The organism is Microbulbifer regidiadema (SeqCode) (assembly GCF_052466995.1).
Genome location: NZ_CP174297.1, coordinates 891,607 through 905,271, shown reverse-complemented (window position 1 = coordinate 905,271; position 13,665 = coordinate 891,607). Strand labels below are relative to the sequence as shown.

The window sequence follows — 13,665 nt, the reverse complement described above, 5'->3', positions numbered from 1 at the left end:
ATCCGAAGGGCCGCCGGGAAATACTAGAGTGCAATTGCAGCAAGCGAAGACAAGGGCCCCTCTTCCAACCCTCCTCACTTCACTTAGCCGGCCAACTAAGCATTGTACCAAGGTGGGACCAGTCTCTGCCCAAAGGGCCAATCGCGGGGTACAAGAGCGCTATACCCCTGCCCAAGGCGATCGGGCTTGTTATGGGTGGGGGGCATTGCCCAGCCCTCAGCCAAAGTGACTTTGACGCCATGTATGGTACACATTGCGATAAGTTCTCTAAAAGCCTGCAAATTTTGGATGATTATTTCACTGCGTGCCGGAGTAAATGCAATAAGAGGCAGGTCCACATCATTCACAAAGGGACGCGCGGCTTCATCGCTGTGCCACAGTACGTTTCTTCTGGGGAATGGCCCCCACTGGCCCGCCCCGCCCCCTGGACTGCGCACATTGCCAATAATGGCGTTGAGTGTCTGGCTTACTTCATAAATACGGTTAGTGATATTGCCTAACTTGGTACCTTGCCTCCGAGTGGTAAAATTTCTCTCCAGTTGGGTTTCGATACGCTGTCGCTGTGACCAAGCTTGTGCAGTACCAAGAACACGGCGATCATCACCATATCTATCAAATTTGTTTGCCCCCTGCTTAAATGCCCAAATAGCAAATAAGTCATAGTCTCCAGTAATCGCATTAAGCGGATGCTCATTGCGAAAATGGCGATGCTCCACAGGATTGGTCATCGCCAGTAGAGGTTCGTACATATCCTTGTATTTGGTGTCATACTGCACAACGATATTGCCGCGCTCCTGGACAAAACCCGCCTGCCGACTCTTTTCCTTATCGATATAAACACCCCACATATCTCCTAAACATGTATTCACTCTGATAAGCGAATAATGAAAAGTAATACCGCTAAGATGGCTGGCTACACCTTCGTAGCGATCTGGAGTTTTTCTTGTAACATTGATCGTTCCACTCTGAATAAGCCAGTCAACCCTTTCTTGATGCAAGCAAAGAGGTGTTGTCGATGCAGTCCAGCCTGCGCCAGAGTTTACATCGCTAAAAGCCTCACTGTGCTGCCCTCGGTTATAGGCGGCTTTTCTCATCCCGTGCTTATTTAAACGAGGGTCCCGCAAAACAAAGCCCGCCATCGGTCCCCAGTCGCAGGATTTCCCGTGAATTCTAAAGCCTTTTGTATCATATCCCTGCTCAAGCAATTGAGTACAGGTTGGTCCTGTGGCACGAACAATAATAACGCAACGGTGAGATGCAGCAGTCTCTTTGAAGGCGTCAGCATGGCTGGCAGGGCAACCTATAAGGTTTTGGCGTAATACGGCATTGTTAAATACCAGCTCCATATATCAACTTCCTGTTTTGACGTTCTTTATATGTAGATGAAAACGTAAGTAATCAGAAAAATTTATCTTTAGTTAAACTATTAAACCAAGAGGTTACGGCGACTATAAATAAGCGATTTAAAATCGCAGGATCGACAACTCTCTGATTTCACACGCAACAAAAAATCATATAAGTAGACTGCGCCAGCTAAAATACCGCGCAGACCCCAAACTCGCCCACCCTCTAAAGCTGTAACTTATATGGAATTTAAATCTCAATCTTTAGTTTCTGGTCGAACCTTTTTAGATTTTGGTCATTTGAGGGGCCTTTGAATAATTACATAATGCCCTGATTTTCAGAGCGGCTCTCAATCAAGGCGCAGCTTCGCAGGAATATCCAGGTCTCCCAAAAATTCACAATGCGGTTCTACAAGTTCCATAGGGCGGACCTTGAAGGCTACAATGCCGTATTGCAGCTCTTACAAAGGGCTAAAGACCATGCGCTCCACCTACGCGCCTTCCAGGTCCGCAGAAGTATTACGGAATTACTCAGGGCCTCCCAATCCGGAATATTTAATTGATTGAGGCAACTACTAGAGATCGAAGACCTCTATAACACACGCTCTGCATTGCCCCCATCGTGAATCACAAACACCTAGCTACTACACCTTCTCCTGTATAAAAACGCCATAAGTAACATTAAAAGTTGCATGACCGCACACACTCATGTAACTTCTAATGTTGCCAGATATTGAGTTTTCAACAGTAGTCTTTGACGCTTTATGTCAATAAAGGTGATGGAAATGACAGACAATTTAGAAATATATAACTTTTCCTGGGCGCTCTATCCACGCAGGATACATATCTACCTTGCAGAGAAAGGGTTGAATATCAAGTCCAGAGAGTATGATCCCAAAGTCGAGAAGAAGTGGCCGCCGCCAGAGGTATTAGAACTCAACCCTTATGGCAAACTTCCAATTCTTAAAATCGATGAAGAAAACGCAATTACTGAATCTCTCGCGATCATTCACTACCTGGAGAAAGTATTCCCAAACCCAAGCACTAAGTTTTATACACAAGTGAACCAGTGAAAATTACTACTCTGATAAGCTCTACAAGAGTATTGAGAGCTTCAACTCTATCTACTACAGGCAAGATCAGATACCTAAGTAGAGAGGGATACTGGTGATTGTTTAATCAATATGCGCTCTACTCCAGGGAAAGCGCTAGATTTAGCGTAAAACTCAAGCGCTTTTGGTCTTATAGACGGTTAAATTTCATTCATTCCAGTCGGGAAATTAGGCTATTTCTCTGTATGAGACTTTGAATAGGATTCAAATATGTGTATAAAACACAGCCCAAGCATGATAGGGGAAACTGCTATCGACTATGCCAAAGTTATTAGATTAACCACAATGGCAGATGAAGCAAATACGATTCTGGCAATATGGAACCATAATATTAGCCCGATTTTTCAAGAGAGAGAGCTACAGTTTAAAGACGCCGGATACAGTGGAGCCTACTATTTCATCAAACGGCTAGATGTTTTAGAGACCGCAATCAATGGCAGTCACGAATTTATTTACGGAAACTCTCCCACTATTGCCGACTGTGTCACATTTCCATTGATCATGTTTCTGGATGAATTTTATGATGTCAGGCTACCCCGTCGCTTCAAGAAGCTAAACGCCTGGTATGAAAGATTTAAGCAAAGAGATAGCATTACCCAGCAAAACTATATTGCGCAATATCCGGATTCATTATTGAAGCTTTCACGAGGACTTGAGCAACAAGGTGGATTTCACCTGGAAGAAATATGCGAAAGAATAGAGGAGAATTTATTAAACTAAATCCCAACCAAGGAATAATTCAGGTTATTGCAAAAGAAAAGCACCCTTTAGTTTGCAGATATTTTTCCGCCCATTATTCCATTTTAGCAATTTTCCCCATAAAGGTCGTAAAAACTGCGAAAATACTGTCTGGGTGCTTACTAAAAAATTCTAACTCATTGAGTTTCAGGGGCAAAGGCCTTTATGAATCCGCTGTATGTTCGCATTTTCCAGCTTAAAGGAAACCAGAAGCTGATCGTACAAGCGGGTTATTTAGTGCAAAAGATTACATAAGATTAATTTGATATACCATAGCCACTGTGGCCACGGCGAGGCCAGACTCCAACATAAGAGGAATGGAATTATGATTATGTACTTGATCCCTGCCAGCCCTAAATTCTATTCAAGAAGTATTTTACTTCTTTTTCTATTGGTAATTTCGACAATTCCTGAGCTATCAACAGCTGCCGAAAATATTGCGCTTGAAAAGCAAACCTATGCGAGCAGCCAAATAAGTTCCGCAGCTTTTGCCGTTGATGGCGTTCACGCAACACGCTGGGAATCTGCACACAACATAGAGCCCAGCTGGATAGTGGTTGACTTAGGGGCAGTGAGTACTATTGAACAGCTACTCATTGACTGGGAGTCGGCCAACCCCGCGATCTATGAGGTTCACGGGTCGAATGATAACCTTCAGTGGGACCTTCTCTCCCAGCACTCTGCGGGTGTTTTTGGTGAACGCCGCGACACAATTAATATCGCGGTAAGTTATCGCTACTTAAAAGTAATGGCGATAAAGCGAAGCGAGGGTAATCACTGGGGGTTCTCCATTCGAGAGATTCAAGTACTCGGAGAGATCGGAACACCAAATCCGGGACTGCCCGGTGAACAAAACCTCGCGATAGGAAAATACACTTTCGCCAGCAGCGAATTGCACAGCGCTAGCGGTGCCACTGATGGAGAAATGGGCACTCGGTGGGAATCTCAGCATCAGATATCTCCCAGCTGGATCACGGTAGATTTAGAATCCCAAAGTACACTAAAAAAAATGGTAATTCACTGGGAAGCTGCTAACGCAAAGAATTATACCGTCCAGGGGTCGAATGATAACCAGAATTGGACAAGCCTCACACAGTATACCGATGGCGTTTTTGGCAGCAGAACGGACATGCTGGATATCAGCGGGGATTATCGTTATGTACGTATTTTAGGCACAGAGTTAAGCGACAATAATGGTTACGGCTACTCAATTTTTGAAATTGAAATTTGGGGTTCGAGCTCTGAGCCTGATCCCGAGCCAGAAACACCTACAGATCCGCAGGACCCTGTGACGGATAAGCCTATTGATCCCGACTACCCTATTCCCGATTACACACCGCTGTTTGCCATCGATACAGAGGTGATCGAACAGACCCAATATACGGAGCCCGATGGAACCCTCGTAACACTGATGGGGGCCAGGCCTACCGAGCGCCACGCCCGAGAAAGAGGCGAAGCTTGGGATGAGCCTGATAGCGGACCCGGCCGCTATCTAACCTTCCCTCCTTTTTACTTCCAGAACCGTACCTTTGGACTGGAGATACGGGATAACATTCCCGCTGGTGGGGACAAAGTAGAGTTTTGGCTGCACGTAAATCAGGGGAGTTTCTACGGGACAACCTTTAGCCTTTTCCGAAATATCCTCGATCCGAATGTCAGAGACTTTGGCTGGTCACTGAACTATGGCTTTAACAATGCATTTGAGGGAGACCAACCGCTTTGTCATTCTGTGAGGCGCGAGTGCATGATGAATATTACTGCGAACTGGAGAACAGCCCCCCACAGTCCCCTAAAGATCGGCGACAAAATTGAACTGGCACCGGCACCGCGTTTATTGGCTCCGGTTACCGATGGCGGTGGAGAGCGTTACTACTCTTTCGAACAACTATATGTAGTTGGTGAAGGACTGAGCCCTTGGTATGGTATAGAGCCAAACCTTGACTCCGAACCCTTACCGGAACACACGCTACTCGGTGGTGACACTAGTATTTCTTACAATTACTCGGAAGAGCCCCACCGAATGTTCCAGCAAATGGCTAACAATATCGGTATTGAAAACACCCAGAGGTTTGTTGAAGGGCGCCGCCTTTTCCACACATCCTTTATTTCAGGTATTCACTCAGAGTTTCCCGACCAAAATCCAGTTTTTGCAGCCCACACAGGCCAGATTGATGGGCGTTATAACGAGGAGCGCTGCATTGGCTGCCACATCCAGAATGGACGTAGTAAGACAGCAGTGATTGGAGAACCTCTTAACACTTATGCGATTTTGACCCGCCAAGCTGACGGCAATCCCGATCCGGTTTATGGCTTGAATATTCAACAACTATCCACAGACGCTGTTGAGTCACAAACTGTCGTTGTTTCCGGCTATCAAACCCGTATTCACCAATTTCCTGATGGAGAGCAAGTCCAATTGCACACTCCGGTTTATCAATTCAGCGGGAATACTCCAGCGGCTTACTCAGTTCGCCAAGCACCCCAGGTAATTGGTATGGGATTATTGGAAGCGGTTCCAGAATCCACCATTCTTGCCCGGCAAGACCCTAACGATGTCAACGGAGATGGCATTCGCGGTGTAGCCCACTGGATCAACGACCCGGAAACAGGAGAAACCAGACTGGGACGCTTTGGCTGGAAAGCCAGCAAGAGTAGTATGAGGCACCAAGTAAGTGAAGCTTTGCTGCTGGATATGGGAATCACCTCTCCTGTCTTCCAATCTATCGACTGTCAAAAATCACCCGCTCCCTGTAATACGACCAGCTCTGAAATAGATGTATCGGAAACTGAACTGGAAAGACTTACGCAATATCTATCGCTACTGGGTGTACCGGCCCAACGGAGCCTAACCAGCGGCTACCCAGAAGGTATTCGTGTATCCCCGGAGCACAGCGTAGATACCAGTTTAATTGAGCAAGGCAGAGCAATTTTTGAACAAATGGAATGCTCAGCATGCCACCTACCAACGCTGCAAACCGGTGAAAACCACCCTTTGGCCGAGCTGAGAAGTCAAACAATTCACCCCTATACCGACCTCCTACTCCACGATATGGGCCCCGGACTTGCTGACAGCATTGAGGAGGGAGCAATCACCTCCTCAATGTGGCGAACCCCTCCCCTATGGGGCCTAGGAAGCTTAACTTATGTACAGGGTGAAGATGGAAACCCCGGAAAGGTTAGCTATCTTCACGATGGCAGAGCGAAAAGCCTGGACGAAGCTATCCTATGGCACGGCGGGGAGGCCAATAGTAGTAAAAATCACTATGAATCTCTGACTCCTGAAGAAAGAAGCACAGTCAAAGCATTCCTCAACTCTTTATAAAATTGAAAACAGCCGGGGCTGGCACCTCGGCTGTTTATCGGGCCATCAGACAAATTCAGTTCTCCAACAGCAATACCAATAATCAGGTAAGCTCTGGGCATTTCATCGGGAAGACATTTGTAAAAAGAGAGTCGATTTCTCTTGGTATCCCTGTACCTCAACCGACCTACCGCTCCCAAACCGGAGGACTTCCAATTTTTTCAATCAGATAGTCAATAAACACTCGTACTTTTGCAGTCAATACATTGGACTTGGGGTATACGAGCCAAATGGCCGATTGATCCTCTATATGGTATTCAGGTAACACCCTGACTAATGAACCCTGTACAATTTCTGGCTGAATATTCCAAATAGAACTCATACAGATACCGACTCCCGCCTTTGCAGCTATCCGCATACTGGCACCATCATCACAAATCACTCGGGACTGACTATTTGGAGGGGGAAATGCGTAAACACTCTGATCACTTGCAGAGATCAGTTTTCTGGGTTTTGAGTTGATAAAAGCCAAAAGCTGATGCCCAGCAAGATCCTCGGGCTTTTCTGGAACACCATATTTATCTAAGTAAGCGGGAGCCGCACACAGAACTCTCTTGTCATCCGCTAGCTTTCTCCCGATTAAACTGCTGTCTTCAACGGCATAATTACGCAGCGCCAAATCAAAGCCCCCCTCAATTAGGCCGACTTGTACGTCCGACAACTTCAACTCTACATTGACGTCTGGATACCTTTCTAGAAATTCAGGCAGGATTGGCGCTATAAAGCGTTGGACGAAAGAGCTTGAGGCCGCAAACCTTAATGTTCCGCTCACAGCGGAATTCCCACGGCCCAGAGCAGCCAGGGCGGCATCCTCTTGGGCGATGATCTCTCTGGCAAAAGGGAGAAACTCCTCACCCTCAATGGATAATGCAACCTTCCGGGTAGATCGATGGAAAAGGTCTGCCCCAAGCTGGACTTCGAGTTTGGACAAGCGGGCGCTGGCTACAGAGGGGGCTAGTCCAAGCCTTCGCCCCGCAGCGCTTATATTGAGCATTTCAGCGGCTAGTACGAATAGCCTGACTCCATCTGTATCCATCCATTATCTCCAAAATCCGAATTCCTTTTATACGTCATTTATATGCAATTTCCAATGCATTAGGCTTCAGTCGCATAAAGAGCCAGGGTCAGTCAGTGACTAACCTAGACTTTGCCGGAGATTAAAGATGAGTGTAAGACTATTGCTAAACGGCGGTGCAAACAGATATCCGTCACAGTGCCTTAACAGCGATTTTGACAACCCATTACCCTCTACCAGTGCTGTATAGGGGGTATCGCCTTGCACTCCAGCTACAGAGATCGATACAGCGGCTTCCCTCGTCTCAATAACGGTTACAACGCCATATTCAAAGCGGACCAACTTTCCATTGGTCTTGTGGCTCCCATTGAAAACTACAGCATGAACACGGCCCCAACATTGCTCAATCATATTGAGCGGGTTCAACTCGCAGAGAGGCTGGGGTTTGGCGCGATTTGGCTAAGGGACGTTCCATTCAATGTGCCTTCATTTGGCGATGCCGGCCAAATCTTTGATCCATTCGTTTATCTCGGGCTCCTTGCAGGTAAGACAACAAAAATCGCCCTCGGCGTAGCCAGTATTATTCTGCCCTTGCGCCACCCAGCCCACACAGCAAAAGCGGCAGCTTCTGTTGACCAACTCTGTGGCGGGCGTCTAATTCTTGGGATCGCCAGCGGGGATCGTCCAGAAGAGTACCCCGCAATGAATATTTCATACTCCGAGAGAGGACAACGATTTCGAGAGAGTTATCAATACATTCGCCATTTAGCAGAGAGCCACCCTCAGTTTCAAAACGCCTTTGGAGCAGTTTGCGGCGACCTGGATATGTTGCCCAAGCCGACAGAGGCACATCTACCACTACTGATAACCGGTTCCTCTCAGCAGTCACCTGATTGGTTAGCCAATAACGGAGATGGTTGGATTACCTTCCCCCAGCCAGCTGCCATACAAGAGCACTTTATTAGCCACTTGAGGAATAACGCTAGTGAGAGTAAGCCGGTTATGGAGCCTCTCTATATTGATATAACCCATGATCCAGATGCCCTACCGCAACCCATACACCTGGGATATCGACTCGGTATTAATCAATTATACGAATATCTAAAGTCGCGAGAAGAGATTGGGGTTAACCATATTGCTCTGAATCTCCGATTTAATAAGGAAAATATCGAGGAAACCCTGAGAAAAATTTCAGACATAATTCTCCCACATTTTCATGGAAAGGACTAACAAATGCCAAAAACCATTTTATTGACCGGCGGTACTGACGGTATCGGCCTAGAAACCGCAAAGCTACTTGCCGCAAAAGGTCATAGTTTACTCTTGCATGGCCGCAGCGATACGAAACTTGAGAATGCAAGAGAGGTCATAAAGAAAAACTTTGCCGAAGCACATATAGAGATATTTCGAGCAGATTTATCCGATTTATCTGAAGTAATAGCGCTCGCCTCCCAAATAAGCGAGCGCCATTCCAATATTGATATCCTTATTAATAATGCCGGTGTATTTAAACTGCAAAATTCAACAACCGATAGCGGTTACGACGTCCGATTTATCGTAAACGTCATTGCTCCCTATTTGTTAACGAAACAGTTGTTGCCACTATTTAATAGCGAAGGCCGCATCATCAACCTATCCTCTGCGGCGCAAGCAGCTGTAAATCTTGAGGCATTCAAAGGTCACCAATCATTATCTGACAGCGACGCCTATGCGCAAAGTAAGCTGGCTCTCACTATGTGGACTTTTCAACTCGCACAGATACTTGGGGACAAAGCTCCGTCATTTATTGCAATCAACCCGGCATCATTTCTGGGTAGCAAGATGGTGAAAGATGCTTACGGCACACAGGGAAAAGACCTCAGTATCGGTGCCAATATATTGGTTCGAGCGGCACTCGATGATGAATTTTCAAACGCTAGCAGCAAATATTTTGACAACGATTTAGGCAACTGGTCTCAACCACACCCAGATGCACTAGACGAGAAAAAGAGAAAAGCACTCACCGTTGAGATTGAAAACATTCTCAACAAATTCGGTATTGAGAATAACGCTTAAAACCAGTCTTAGCCTACCAATAGGCTAGCGCGGTTAACTTCACTCAACTAAAAGGAAGTCACCATGAAATACGAAGGTTTTACCACCTTTACGACTAAACAGGGCAATGGAATCCTAACTGTAACCTTTGACTTTGGTCCGGTGAACGTTCAAGGGCAGGAAATGTTAGCCGACTTAAACAGCCTGGCGATGCGGCTGGAGCGAGATCGGGAAACCAAAGTGGTGGTATTTCAGTCAGCCAATCCAGAAATCTGGGTGTGCCATTACGATACTGAGCTATTAAAAGATATGTCCGATGAAGCTGTATCTCGCGAAGAAGCACAGCTTCTGGATTTGCAGGCTATCTGTGAGCGTATGAGCAAGGTGCCCCAGGCAACCATCGCCAAATTAGAGGGCTTCGCCCGGGGCGGTGGCCATGAACTGGCTCTCGCGCTCGATATGCGCTTCGCCGCCCGTGGCAAATTTAAATTTATGCAAATGGAAGTGGGGATGGGCATCCTACCCTGTGGTGGTGGAGCGTCAAGGATGGCTCGCCAGACAGGACTGGGCAAAGCACTGGAAATTATTCTCAGCGCCCGTGACTTCGATGCGGACGAAGCAGAACGGCTCGGCACCATCAACAAGGCTCTCGACCCAGATGAAATTGGCGAGTATGTCGATAATCTGGCAAAGAGAATTGCCCAGTTCCCGGCAGAATCCATCAATGCCTGCAAGCAAGCGGTCTATGAATCTATCGATAAACCTATTGATGAAGCGCTAAAAGCAGAAGCCTATTGGTTGTATCAGGCAACCAGTAAAACACCTGCCCTGAAGCGCTTTTCTATCGCAGATGAACAGGGCTTGGAGCACGATATTAAAAACCAGCGGAACTGGAGTGAACTGGTGATGGATGTACAAAAAATAAACTAAACGTCCCGGCGGGTATCGCTCAATTTATAGACGGCGACGTCCGGCCTACCTTCAACAGTTCGGCCAAGCCGAGTAAGAAATATACTTTTGCGAGAATCACAATGAGAGCAATGATCGTAAATACCTTTGGTGATCCAGACGTATTCGAAGCCGTTGAGTTACCCAAGCCGACCATTAAAACCGGGCATCTGCTGGTAAAAATTTCTGCAACCAGCGTCAATATCGTAGATACCATGATTCGGCAAATGGGAGCTAAGCTCCCCCTTTCACCCCAAGCACCGGCATTATTGGGTATGGATTTCGCCGGCGTTGTCGAAGAGGTTGGTGAAGATGTGACCGGTTATCAAGTCGGCGATGAAGTCTACGGCTGCGCAGGCGGGCTGGCTGATTTACCGGGAACACTGACCGAGTATATTGTTGCAGATGCCAACCTGGTTGCCCTGAAACCCAAGAATCTGACTATGCGTGAAGCGGCAGCTTTGCCATTAGTAGGTATTACAGCCTACGAAGGTCTCCAGCGTGCAGGGGTTAAGCCTGGACAAAATGTTCTTGTCCATGGTGGCTCAGGCGGTGTCGGCCATGTGGCGATACAACTGGCACGCCACTTTGGTGCGAAGGTCTATTCAACGGGTTCTGGCGATCCGCAAATGGCTTTAATTGAACGGCTGGGGGCAACGCCTATTAACTACCGGACTGAATCCGTCGAATCCTATGTGCAAAAACACACCAACGGAGCGGGCTTCGATATAGTATTCGACTCAGTCGGTGGTGCAAATATGGCAAACTCTTTTGAGGCTGCACGGCTCAATGGCCAAGTCGCTACGACGGTCTCTATGATAGAGCTTGACCTAACACCCGCTCACTTCAAAGGCTTATCTCTACATGTCATATTTATGCTAATCCCAATGCTGCACAACTATCACCGAGAGGAACATGGGCGTATTTTGACCGCACTAAAAACCATTGCTGAAGCTGGGGATCTCAAGCCTGTACTTGACGAAACCTTATATGATTTGGCTGATATCGGCAAAGCGCATGAACGGCTGGCAAGCGGGAAAGCCATGGGAAAAATAGTTGTGAGTGTTTAACTGTAGTAACTCAAGTTTGAATTAACAGCTACCAGTTTTCAGGAATATTTATGTAAGACTAAGTTTCGTTTACACTGAATTATTTATGCCCTTTCTGATATTTTACCCTCTTTAAGGGTTGCCATTGGTGCTCGGCCACAATATTTCTTGCCTTGGTGGGTACGATCTATTGTGGTCAAATCCAAAGAAGAATTACCGTAGCCATTCAAGCTTAAACTTAAAAACCTAATGAAGGGGATAGTGTATTTCCTTGGCAACCACCCACATTTTATAGTTCGGCGGCATTTCAGATAAGTAATTGAGTGTTCGATAAATAAGGTGCTTCTCCATTTCATCGGCCCCGGAGGACTTACTCCAGCCCTCTGCTGCCAGGCGATACATAAATGCCACCAAAAGAAATTTCTGTTTGCTCGACAGGCCATGTCCATGTCCATTAATCATCATATGCATAGACACCAGATCATAATCCAAATCAAAAATTGACTCGTCAACTTGAATTGATACCTGAGCCGAGCGACCCGATACAGAACTACCCCTAGCAACCACATGCATTTCATCAAGAAAAAAGGAAACATGGGCACTGTTGGCTACGGAGTCGTTTTGATAGCGACCTTGTAGTGCCAAATCTCTTATCTGTAGCTTGGAGATATCACCTTTCAGCCAGAGTTCTGTCATCTGGGTAAAGGGGTCATAGTCCTCGCTCTGAATAATGTATTCATCCGCCACAAGGGATAAAGAATAGAAGAGCGCGACAAGCCAACAACAAATCCTTGTTACAGTCATTGCACCCACCATTTAAAGTGAAGACCATGCCACGCGGTCGATTATGACGATAAATACCTTAATATAAGTATAATAAAGAATTATTGTAGGCACATTGATCGGAAGGATAGCTACATTTATTTACAGCTGAATCAACCCGGGAGTTAAGGAGCCGTCCTATTGCTGTTTCCGCAAAGGCTCCCCCACCCATGCTTTAATTGCCCGTCTCAGATTGTAACTATCGCACCCTATCGCTGTAGAAGCTTTGAATAAACCATATCTCAGTAAAGCTTCCTAATCATCACTAACGAATAGACTGAAAAGACCTATCGTCCAATCAGTTTCCACTATATGGGTAAGCATATCTGTACTATTTCTAAACCGGGTATAGATAATGGAGACATCTTAACTACTCTGCAAAATCCTACTTACTCAGTCACTTTCTTCTTTTTGTAGAAAATCCAGCTTTGGGCCTTAGCCACCCCCATACCAGGTTCATAAAACCCAACCCACAACTTTACCAATAGGCGACAGAATGGGTACCTAAGCAGATTAAGTGACGCCCTTCTCTCAGGGTGATTCCCCAGATGAATTTCACACCAAGAGGACTTTTGTTACTCAAGCTTGACGTGAACAGATGCCGTAATTGCGACCAAAGAAAGCCCCAGCTCGATGGCTCATATAGCAAAAGCAATCTTTGTCGGACAAGCGGCCTCTGGTGTATGATTTAATCGTGATGAAAAGCTACTCCTCTACATTTCGCGCCAAGCTGATAGCCATGGCGGCCCTGCTCCTGCTGATATTGCAGGTGCAGACCGTGCTCGCCTGCGAAATGATGGAGGCCCCTGAGCCAGCAGCGGAGTGTTGCTGCGATGATATGGCTAAGGGGACGGACCCTGAAGATGAAAACTGCTGTAGCTATGATGCCCAGGTCTCCCTGAAGACCTCCCTTGATGACCATCAAGTTGCCCTCACCGCAGCACACCTGAACCTGGAACTTCTTCAGTTGGCGCCGCCACCCACTTACCAGTGGCCACAAATTCTGGCTCCACCTGCCAATACCCGCGAACTTCCCCTCACTACAACGGATTTCCACCCCGGCAACCGAACCTGGCTGGCCACCCTGCGCCTGCGTATTTGATCACTCCCCATCTCTCTGATTAGCGAAATATGCCCCCTGCCCAACGTTGCTGGCGGGCTTCAGAAAGATTGTTCTAGGAGTGAACCTTTTGACTACCCAACAAGTTACAGCTGCTATTGGTAGCCAGCTCGTAAATCATGC

Annotated in this window: 11 protein-coding genes; 8 read left to right on the top strand and 3 right to left on the bottom strand. The window is 46.7% G+C overall.

Annotated elements, in window-relative coordinates; translation table 11 throughout:
- Positions 1–95: 95 nt before the first annotated feature.
- Positions 96–1,346, bottom strand: coding sequence for an anthrax toxin-like adenylyl cyclase domain-containing protein (locus tag ACJJIK_RS03810; RefSeq protein ID WP_444931088.1), 1,251 nt, complete (start codon positions 1,344–1,346; stop codon positions 96–98).
- A gap of 782 nt (positions 1,347–2,128) precedes the next feature.
- Here ACJJIK_RS03810 and ACJJIK_RS03805 point away from each other — a divergent pair.
- From ACJJIK_RS03805 to ACJJIK_RS03795, 3 genes are all read left to right on the top strand, one after another.
- Positions 2,129–2,416 carry a glutathione S-transferase N-terminal domain-containing protein gene (locus tag ACJJIK_RS03805; protein ID WP_444944260.1) on the top strand — a complete coding sequence of 96 codons (288 nt, stop codon included), beginning with the start codon at positions 2,129–2,131 and terminating at the stop codon, positions 2,414–2,416.
- Between the two features lie 249 nt (positions 2,417–2,665).
- Positions 2,666–3,175: a glutathione S-transferase family protein gene (locus ACJJIK_RS03800; RefSeq protein ID WP_444944259.1), complete on the top strand. Its 510-nt coding sequence runs from the start codon at positions 2,666–2,668 to the stop codon at positions 3,173–3,175.
- A gap of 343 nt (positions 3,176–3,518) precedes the next feature.
- Entirely contained in the window at positions 3,519–6,515 is a 2,997-nt protein-coding gene (locus ACJJIK_RS03795; RefSeq protein WP_444944258.1) for a di-heme oxidoredictase family protein, read from the top strand.
- A 166-nt stretch (positions 6,516–6,681) separates the two neighbouring features.
- On the opposite strand, the gene ACJJIK_RS03790 is transcribed toward ACJJIK_RS03795, so the two are convergent.
- Positions 6,682–7,590, bottom strand: a complete 909-nt coding sequence (locus ACJJIK_RS03790) for a LysR family transcriptional regulator (protein WP_444931091.1) — start codon at positions 7,588–7,590, stop codon at positions 6,682–6,684.
- 240 nt (positions 7,591–7,830) lie between these two features.
- Between ACJJIK_RS03790 and ACJJIK_RS03785 the strand changes: the two genes are divergently transcribed.
- From ACJJIK_RS03785 to ACJJIK_RS03770, 4 genes are all read left to right on the top strand, one after another.
- Complete coding sequence (locus tag ACJJIK_RS03785; protein WP_444944257.1) at positions 7,831–8,799, top strand: LLM class oxidoreductase; 969 nt, start codon at positions 7,831–7,833, stop codon at positions 8,797–8,799.
- A 3-nt stretch (positions 8,800–8,802) separates the two neighbouring features.
- Positions 8,803–9,624 (top strand): SDR family NAD(P)-dependent oxidoreductase, encoded by an 822-nt coding sequence (locus ACJJIK_RS03780; RefSeq protein WP_444944256.1) that lies wholly within the window; start codon positions 8,803–8,805, stop codon positions 9,622–9,624.
- 63 nt (positions 9,625–9,687) lie between these two features.
- Positions 9,688–10,533 (top strand): enoyl-CoA hydratase/isomerase family protein, encoded by an 846-nt coding sequence (locus ACJJIK_RS03775; protein ID WP_444931094.1) that lies wholly within the window; start codon positions 9,688–9,690, stop codon positions 10,531–10,533.
- A 101-nt stretch (positions 10,534–10,634) separates the two neighbouring features.
- Positions 10,635–11,621, top strand: coding sequence for a zinc-dependent alcohol dehydrogenase family protein (locus ACJJIK_RS03770; RefSeq protein ID WP_444944255.1), 987 nt, complete (start codon positions 10,635–10,637; stop codon positions 11,619–11,621).
- Between the two features lie 225 nt (positions 11,622–11,846).
- On the opposite strand, the gene ACJJIK_RS03765 is transcribed toward ACJJIK_RS03770, so the two are convergent.
- Positions 11,847–12,404 (bottom strand): hypothetical protein, encoded by a 558-nt coding sequence (locus ACJJIK_RS03765; RefSeq protein ID WP_444931096.1) that lies wholly within the window; start codon positions 12,402–12,404, stop codon positions 11,847–11,849.
- 697 nt (positions 12,405–13,101) lie between these two features.
- On the opposite strand from ACJJIK_RS03765, the gene ACJJIK_RS03760 reads away from it, so the two are divergent.
- Positions 13,102–13,524 (top strand): hypothetical protein, encoded by a 423-nt coding sequence (locus ACJJIK_RS03760; protein WP_444944254.1) that lies wholly within the window; start codon positions 13,102–13,104, stop codon positions 13,522–13,524.
- Positions 13,525–13,665: the final 141 nt, after the last annotated feature.

What these genes read in the sequence shown, in the direction of transcription:
- ACJJIK_RS03800 (WP_444944259.1), top strand. Translation starts at nt 2,666, where the DNA reads ATGTGTATAAAACACAGCCCAAGCATGATAGGGGAAACTGCTATCGAC.
- ACJJIK_RS03770 (WP_444944255.1), top strand. Translation starts at nt 10,635, where the DNA reads ATGAGAGCAATGATCGTAAATACCTTTGGTGATCCAGACGTATTCGAA.
- ACJJIK_RS03765 (WP_444931096.1), bottom strand. Translation starts at nt 12,404, where the DNA reads ATGACTGTAACAAGGATTTGTTGTTGGCTTGTCGCGCTCTTCTATTCT.
- ACJJIK_RS03795 (WP_444944258.1), top strand. Translation starts at nt 3,519, where the DNA reads ATGATTATGTACTTGATCCCTGCCAGCCCTAAATTCTATTCAAGAAGT.
- ACJJIK_RS03805 (WP_444944260.1), top strand. Translation starts at nt 2,129, where the DNA reads ATGACAGACAATTTAGAAATATATAACTTTTCCTGGGCGCTCTATCCA.
- ACJJIK_RS03775 (WP_444931094.1), top strand. Translation starts at nt 9,688, where the DNA reads ATGAAATACGAAGGTTTTACCACCTTTACGACTAAACAGGGCAATGGA.
- ACJJIK_RS03790 (WP_444931091.1), bottom strand. Translation starts at nt 7,590, where the DNA reads ATGGATACAGATGGAGTCAGGCTATTCGTACTAGCCGCTGAAATGCTC.
- ACJJIK_RS03780 (WP_444944256.1), top strand. Translation starts at nt 8,803, where the DNA reads ATGCCAAAAACCATTTTATTGACCGGCGGTACTGACGGTATCGGCCTA.
- ACJJIK_RS03810 (WP_444931088.1), bottom strand. Translation starts at nt 1,346, where the DNA reads ATGGAGCTGGTATTTAACAATGCCGTATTACGCCAAAACCTTATAGGT.